We start from the raw sequence: 6859 nt of genomic DNA, 5'->3' as shown, positions 1-6859 counted from the left end.
GGAAATGATTCTTCATTTCCTGCCCTATGAATTAATGGTGAAACATAATGTCTCATCGCTTTTTCATCTTCGTTTTGTTCAGTTTTCAAAGGTCATTCATTTCAGTTAGCTGAGCGTTTCGTGTGCATCAGCAACGTTTATAAATATACCAACTTTTTATGCATTCGTCAATAGTTTTGGCAAACTTTTTTTAAGAAAGATGAAAAAAGTTTAAATTGGCATGTTTTCAGCTATATTTATACAGCCATAAGAACAGACGATCAAATGGTTTTAGGTCGTGTGAATCTGCACGCCTTTCTCCTCAAATTGCTGTTTTAATACTGGATCAAGTTCGTTTCCGGTGATAATAGAAGATATTTCATCCAGCTCTGCGTATTTATATAAAGAAATGCGGCCGAATTTCGTATGATCTGTTACGAGGATTACTTCATCTGCTGAGTGAAGCATCTCTTGCTTAGCAGGTACCAAGTATTCATCATAGTGCATCAATCCTTTATCAATATCTAATGCGGGCGTTGTAACAAAAGCTTTATGGACGTGGAGATTGCGCAATGTGCCGCTTGTGATCATGCCATTCAAAATATAAGTTTCCGGATATAAGACGCCGCCGGTTACGATGACTTTGCTTTGGGAGAACCGCATAATCGAGGCTACGTTGATATCGTTTGTGATGATGGTCAGCTTGGCGCGTTCTTTTAATGCTTCGGCAATATGGCCGGTCGTTGTGCCGGCATCTAGGATAATCGTGTCGCCGTCTTGGATCAGCGTGGCTGCATGAGCCGCAATTCGGCGTTTTTCTTCATAGTGGGCTTCGCTGCGTTTTTTCCAGTCGGGCTCTGAGACTACTTTTTCTTCAATCATGACGCCACCGTGAGTTCGCTTCAGCTTCTTTTCTTTTTCTAGAACGGCCAGGTCACGGCGGATAGTGGCTTCATGGACTGCAAAATGCTTGGCAAGTTCGGTGACCGTTGCAATTTTGCGCGTTTTGACATATTGGACGACTGCCCGTTTTCTTTCGATGGAAAGCACTTTTTTGCCACCTCTTCTCTCTTTTTTAAATGAAAAGGGTCCTAAAGTGCTAATCATTCTGCACCGTAGAACCCTTTTTTTACATATCATTTTGGTTGGGTCGTTTTAGTCGTTCAAGCGTTTTTCAAGTTCTGCTTTTTTATCTTCAAAGCCTGGTTTGCCCAGCAATGCGAACATGTTAGCTTTGTATGCTTCAACGCCTGGTTGGTCAAATGGATTGACGCCATTCAAGTAGCCACTGATGCCGACTGCTTTTTCAAAGAAGTAAACTAAATAGCCGAATGTGTATGGGTCAAGTTCTGGGACTTCTACAACAAAGTTTGGTACTTCGCCGTCTGTATGAGCAAGCAAAGTTCCTTCAAAAGCTTTTGTATTAACGAAATCGATTGTTTCGCCTGCCAAGTAGTTCAAGCCGTCCAAATCAACTTCTTCTTTATTGATGGTCAAATTGTGACGTGGTTTGTCCACTTTGATGACTGTTTCAAATAGGTTGCGGCGTCCGTCTTGGATATATTGACCAAGGGAGTGCAAGTCTGTCGAGAAGTTGGCACTGGATGGGTAGATGCCTTTTTTGTCTTTCCCTTCACTTTCGCCGAATAATTGTTTCCACCATTCGTTGAAATATTGTAGACCTGGTTCATAAGAAATAAGCAGTTCTGTTACTTTTCCTTTGCGGTAAAGAACATTACGTGCTGCTGCATATTGGTAAGCAATATTATCTTCAAGTGATGGTGCTGCAAAATCTTTGCTGGCTGCTGCTGCGCCGTCCATCATGGCTTGGATATCTACGCCACTGACAGCAATTGGTAGTAAGCCTACTGCTGTTAAAACGGAGAAACGGCCGCCAACGTCATCAGGTACAACGAAAGTTTCATAGCCTTCATTGTCCGAAAGCGTTTTAAGCGCGCCTTTTGCTTTATCAGTGGTTGCATAAATGCGTTTTTTCGCTTCTTCTTTGCCGTATTTTTTCTCAAGCAATTCTTTGAACACGCGGAACGCAATTGCTGGTTCAGTTGTTGTACCAGATTTAGAGATCACGTTAACGGAGAAATCACGGTCGCCAACTACTTCAATTAGGTCATGCAAGTAGCTTGAGCTGATGCTGTTTCCTGCAAAGAAAACTTGTGGCGTTTTGCGGTCGCCTTTTTCAAGAACATTATAGAAGGAATGATTGAGTGTTTCGATCGCAGCACGGGCGCCAAGATAAGAGCCGCCGATTCCGATTACGATCAGAACTTCAGAATCATTCTTGATTTTTTCGGATGCTTTCAAAATGCGGTCGAATTCTTCCTTATCGTAATTCGTTGGAAGATCGATCCAGCCTAGATAATCACTGCCTGCACCAGTACCATTATGTAAAGCATCATGGGCAGCTTTTACAGCTGGTTCTAAATAATCGATTTCGCGTTTTTCAAAAAAACGTAACGCTTTGGAATAATCAAATTTAATATGTGTCATCATTTTCCCTCCAAAAAATATTTAGGTTCTGTACTAACTTTATTACAAAGTCCAAAGTTTATCAAGAAATGATGCGATTATCTGACCGGAAATTCATTTCGATTTTCATAAAGGACGCCCCGTTCGAAAATCAGCTTGTTCAGAACGAGATTATCTAGCTGGATCAAATCATCAGCTGACGGGATTGACAACCATTTGGCTCTGAAAATACTGTCCCCACTTCGAATATTCTGAAAATCACCTTTGGCACTTGCCTTAAATACAAACGTGCATACATGCTCCCACTCAGTACGCCGCTCTTTGCAGAAAAGTAAACTATCAATGCGGATATCCACATTTGTCTGCTCTTTCACTTTATTCTTAAGGGTGTCTTCCATCGTTTCGTCCGTCTCTACTGAACCGCCCGGGAAGCCCCATGTCAAATCACGTTTTCTCACAGCCAAAATCTCGTCTTTTTTTTCGTTATAAATAAACGCTTCCACATTGATTGTCCTTTTCACTGAAATCCTCCTTTTTTGGTCAAAGTTTTCTAAATTGGCAGTTAAATTATTTTATTCTAGCAAATAATCTAAAAATTTTAACTTTAAATCGTAAATAAGTTTTAGTTTGTTCTAAAATATTAGTCAATTTAGAATAAAGCGGAATGGAAGCTTCCATTTCAACATGAAAGTTTCCACTTAGTCACAAGCTGGTTTATTTGTCAGCTTTTTTTACCCACTCTTGCAATTTGTCGCGTAACGTATTGAAGCCTTCGTCAGCGCCTTTTTGTTCATTTTTATTGCTGGTTTTGTTTGCTGGTTTCACGCTTTCAGTTGCGCGAATCGATAAGCTGATTTTGTTATTTTCTTCATCAATATCAAGAATTTTCACTTTTACTTCTTGACCCACTTCAAGGAAATCATGGATATCTTTGACAAAACCATGTGTGATTTCCGAAATATGGACTAATCCTTGCGTCTCATCATCAAGCGCCACAAATGCACCGTAGCCTTGGATTCCAGCTACTTTTCCGGTTACTGTATCTCCAACTTTATAAGAACTCATTCCCAAACACCTACTTTCCAAATTACCGATAATATTAAATTATAACACTCTGAGAAAAATAGTACAATAAATCTAAATTTCAACGTTTTTTTGTAATCTTCCAAGTGCTTTTATATGATACAATAATAGTCGGAAATAGCTTAATTTTAAAGGAGGCCTATTATATGAGTCAATTTGATGAAGTCATCCCCCGTTTAGGTACGGATTCAGAAAAATGGGACGGCGCGGAAGAGCTGTTCGGCAGAAAAGGAATCATCCCAATGTGGGTAGCAGATATGGATTTTCGTGCGCCAAAGCCTGTACTAGAAGCTTTTAAAGAGCGTGTCGAGCATGGCGTTTTCGGCTATTCGGCACATTCTGATCAAGTAAAAGAAGCCATTATCAATTGGAATGCACGGCGTCACCAGTTTCATTTCAAAAAAGAGGACTTGCTTTTCAATACGGCTGTTGTTCCTTCAATTTCGCTTGCTCTCCGTGTACTGACGAATGAGGGAGACGCTGTTTTAATGCATTCACCGATTTATCCACCCTTCTTCAATGTAACAAGGGAAACGAAGCGGAAAGTCGTAATGTCTCCATTGAAATATGAAAATAATCGTCTACATATTGATTTGGCTGATATGGAAGAAAGAATTCAACGGGAAAATGTTAAATTGTTTATACTTTGTAATCCGCAGAATCCGGGTGGTCGAGCTTGGTCTCTTGAAGAGCTCACGCAGATGGTCGCACTTTGTAAGAAATACCAGATTCCCATCGTTTCTGATGAGATCCATGCTGATTTAGTGGTTAAATCGCGCAAGCATTATCCGCTGGTTGTGGCTGCACCGGATTATCAGGATCAGATTGTTACGCTCATGGCACCGACAAAAACCTTTAATTTGGCTGCAATTAAGGCCTCCTATTTAGTCATTACGAATGAACAATTACGGGACCGCTTCAAAGAATTTCAACGTTATGAGCATGCGGCCGGGCTGAACGTGTTCGGACTGATTGGTATGGAAACTGCCTATAATGAAGGTGAGGATTGGCTGGACGAGCTGCGCGACTATATTTATTCCAATTATGAATATGTGAAGGAAGCGCTGAAGAAGGAAGTTCCTGAAATTGGCGTGACAGAGCTTGAGGCCACTTATTTGATGTGGTTGGATGCCCGTGCACTTCCGAAAGATGAAAAAACCTTGTATCAGGATATCATTGATGCTGGCTGTGGCGTGCAGATGGGTAGTGGCTTTGGCAAAAGTAGCAGCGGCTTTATTCGCTTAAACATTGCCTGTCCAAAAGAAACATTGGAAAAAGGTGTTGCGGCACTGATTGCCGGTATTAAAAAATGATGGCTGTTGAATGACCGTTTGAGGCATCTTCCCTCTGCGGTCGTTTTTTCTATTTTAAGCGTTATTTTCGTAATCAAATGTTAATTTTGGTATACTAAATTTGTAGTACATATGATAATAACTGAGCGTTTTTCGCCCAGTTTTTTTATCGCAATCAAAAAGGAGTTGAAAAGATGTTTTTAGGTTTTCGCGAATTGCTTTTTTCAAAGCTGCGGTACCTGCTCGTAACTGGTATCATGATTTTGATCATGCTGCTCGCCCTCATTTTATCGGGTTTGGCAAATGGGCTTGCTTATGATAACGCTTCGTCTGTTTCAGATAACGGCGTTCCCTACTATGCGATTACAAAAGATGCACAAGGAAAGCTTTCACGTTCCCAATTTCCAGAATCTGACTTCACAGCAGTCAAAAATGATGAAAATGTCAAAGATGCCGCTGTTTTAGGTCAGTCTATGCAGACGCTCAAACGTGAAAGTGATGATAAAAAATATAGTATTGCCTTCTTTGCGATTCAGCCGGGTCAATTTCTTGATCCCAAGATCGTGGAAGGAAAAGGACTATCTGTGACGAAGCCTGATGAGATTGTCGTCGATAGTTCGCTCAAAAAAGATGGCTTAAAACTTGGCGATGTGTTGATGGACGATATGCTGAACAAGGAATTAAAAATTGTCGGCTTTACGGAAGATCAGAAATACAGCCATGCTCCGGTTGTTTATATCAATATGGCCACTTGGCAATCGATCAATCCGGTGCTCTATCACCAAAAAGTGCCGCAAATCAATGCCATTGCCATCAAGACGAAGGATGCCGATAAAGGTGTGAAGCTCAGCAATAAAGAACTGACCACTTTGACGTCTGATGAATTCTTAAATCAGATTCCGGGCTACTCGGCGGAACAAATGACGCTTAACATGATGATTGCCTTTCTAATTGTGATCGGTGGCTTTATTTTAACCGCCTTCTTCTATGTGATGACTTTACAAAAAACGACGCAGTTTGGTATTTTGAAGGCACTTGGAACTAAAACCAGTACGATTGCTGGCAGCGTCATTATTCAAGTTGTGATCATTTCGCTGATTAGTATTGCGATCAGTGTGGGCGTGACACTTCTACTTCCAAGTGTTCTGCCAGAAGCGATGCCATTTAGACTTTCTTCCCTGACGATCGTGCTTTACAGTCTGATTTTCTTTGTAGTGGCGCTACTCGGCTCCCTGCTTTCACTTAGAAAAGTAGCAAAAGTCGATGCGCTTGATGCGATTCGCGGAGGTGATGAATGATGACAGAATTGCTTCGTTTTAGTAATGTACGAAAAACCTATCCTTCTGGACGTTCTGTGGTGGAAGCTTTAAAGCCGACTGATTTCACGGTGAAAAAAGGGGAACTGACGGCTATTGTTGGCCCAAGTGGCTCTGGGAAAAGTACATTTCTTTCATTAGCAGGTGCGCTTTTGACACCTACAGAAGGAAGTATTACGATCGGCGGCAAGGAAATCAGCCATTTGTCGAAGAAAGAACAAACTGCTTTGCGTCTGAATGAGATCGGTTTTATTTTCCAAGCGGCTCATCTTGTTCCCTACCTAAGAGTGAAGGATCAGATTCGTTTTATTGGAAATCTGGCGTCTAAAGATAAGACTGCTACTCAAAAACAGACGATGTATCTTTTGGAACAGTTGGGATTGACCGATCGAGCCGACTTTTATCCACGTGATTTGTCGGGTGGTGAGAAACAGCGGGTTGCCATTGCGCGTGCGCTGATCAATTCTCCATCTGTGATTTTGGCCGATGAACCAACTGCCAGTCTTGATTCCAAGCGCAGTAAAGAAGTCGTGGAGCTAATCCGAGCTGAAGTTGTTGGTACGGAACGCGCTGCGATTATGGTCACACATGATGAGCGGATGCTTGACCTTTGCGACCATGTTTATCGAATGGAAGACGGTCTTTTGACGAAAGAACGCTAATACAAAAAACCCCGAAATGCTGATGATACGCACTTCGGGG

7 protein-coding genes are annotated in these 6859 nt (G+C 41.6%); 3 read left to right on the top strand and 4 right to left on the bottom strand.

From position 1 onward, the window contains the following. Positions 1–270: 270 nt before the first annotated feature. The 4 genes from CS921_RS12160 to yugI form a co-directional block, all read right to left on the bottom strand. The gene (locus CS921_RS12160; RefSeq protein WP_099224256.1) at positions 271–1029 is read right to left on the bottom strand and encodes a DeoR/GlpR family DNA-binding transcription regulator; all 759 of its coding nucleotides are present in this window, start codon (positions 1027–1029) and stop codon (positions 271–273) included. A gap of 105 nt (positions 1030–1134) precedes the next feature. Next, positions 1135–2487, bottom strand: coding sequence for a glucose-6-phosphate isomerase (locus tag CS921_RS12155; protein ID WP_099224254.1), 1353 nt, complete (start codon positions 2485–2487; stop codon positions 1135–1137). A 77-nt stretch (positions 2488–2564) separates the two neighbouring features. Then, positions 2565–2987 carry an NUDIX hydrolase gene (locus CS921_RS12150; RefSeq protein ID WP_099224252.1) on the bottom strand — a complete coding sequence of 141 codons (423 nt, stop codon included), beginning with the start codon at positions 2985–2987 and terminating at the stop codon, positions 2565–2567. A 193-nt stretch (positions 2988–3180) separates the two neighbouring features. Next, entirely contained in the window at positions 3181–3531 is a 351-nt protein-coding gene (yugI, locus tag CS921_RS12145; protein ID WP_099224250.1) for a S1 domain-containing post-transcriptional regulator GSP13, read from the bottom strand. 164 nt (positions 3532–3695) lie between these two features. Here yugI and CS921_RS12140 point away from each other — a divergent pair, with 164 nt between their 5' ends. The 3 genes from CS921_RS12140 (at position 3696) to CS921_RS12130 (ending at position 6819) form a co-directional block, all read left to right on the top strand. Next, positions 3696–4862 carry a MalY/PatB family protein gene (locus CS921_RS12140; protein WP_099224248.1) on the top strand — a complete coding sequence of 389 codons (1167 nt, stop codon included), beginning with the start codon at positions 3696–3698 and terminating at the stop codon, positions 4860–4862. Between the two features lie 173 nt (positions 4863–5035). Further along, positions 5036–6139 (top strand): ABC transporter permease, encoded by a 1104-nt coding sequence (locus tag CS921_RS12135; RefSeq protein ID WP_099224246.1) that lies wholly within the window; start codon positions 5036–5038, stop codon positions 6137–6139. Then, the gene (locus tag CS921_RS12130) at positions 6139–6819 is read left to right on the top strand and encodes an ABC transporter ATP-binding protein (protein WP_099224261.1); all 681 of its coding nucleotides are present in this window, start codon (positions 6139–6141) and stop codon (positions 6817–6819) included. The genes CS921_RS12135 and CS921_RS12130 overlap by 1 nt, the downstream gene beginning before the upstream one ends. Positions 6820–6859: the final 40 nt, after the last annotated feature.

The organism is Listeria costaricensis (assembly GCF_900183385.1).
Lineage (GTDB): Bacteria > Bacillota > Bacilli > Lactobacillales > Listeriaceae > Listeria > Listeria costaricensis.
Note: the sequence above shows the minus strand (reverse complement) of the source record. Positions and strands in the feature narration are given on the sequence as shown.

Excerpts from the sequence above, each read along its gene's own strand:
- CS921_RS12140 (WP_099224248.1), top strand. The coding sequence starts at position 3,696 with ATGAGTCAATTTGATGAAGTCATCCCCCGTTTAGGTACGGATTCAGAA.
- CS921_RS12135 (WP_099224246.1), top strand. The coding sequence starts at position 5,036 with ATGTTTTTAGGTTTTCGCGAATTGCTTTTTTCAAAGCTGCGGTACCTG.
- yugI (WP_099224250.1), bottom strand. The coding sequence starts at position 3,531 with ATGAGTTCTTATAAAGTTGGAGATACAGTAACCGGAAAAGTAGCTGGA.
- CS921_RS12155 (WP_099224254.1), bottom strand. The coding sequence starts at position 2,487 with ATGACACATATTAAATTTGATTATTCCAAAGCGTTACGTTTTTTTGAA.
- CS921_RS12130 (WP_099224261.1), top strand. The coding sequence starts at position 6,139 with ATGACAGAATTGCTTCGTTTTAGTAATGTACGAAAAACCTATCCTTCT.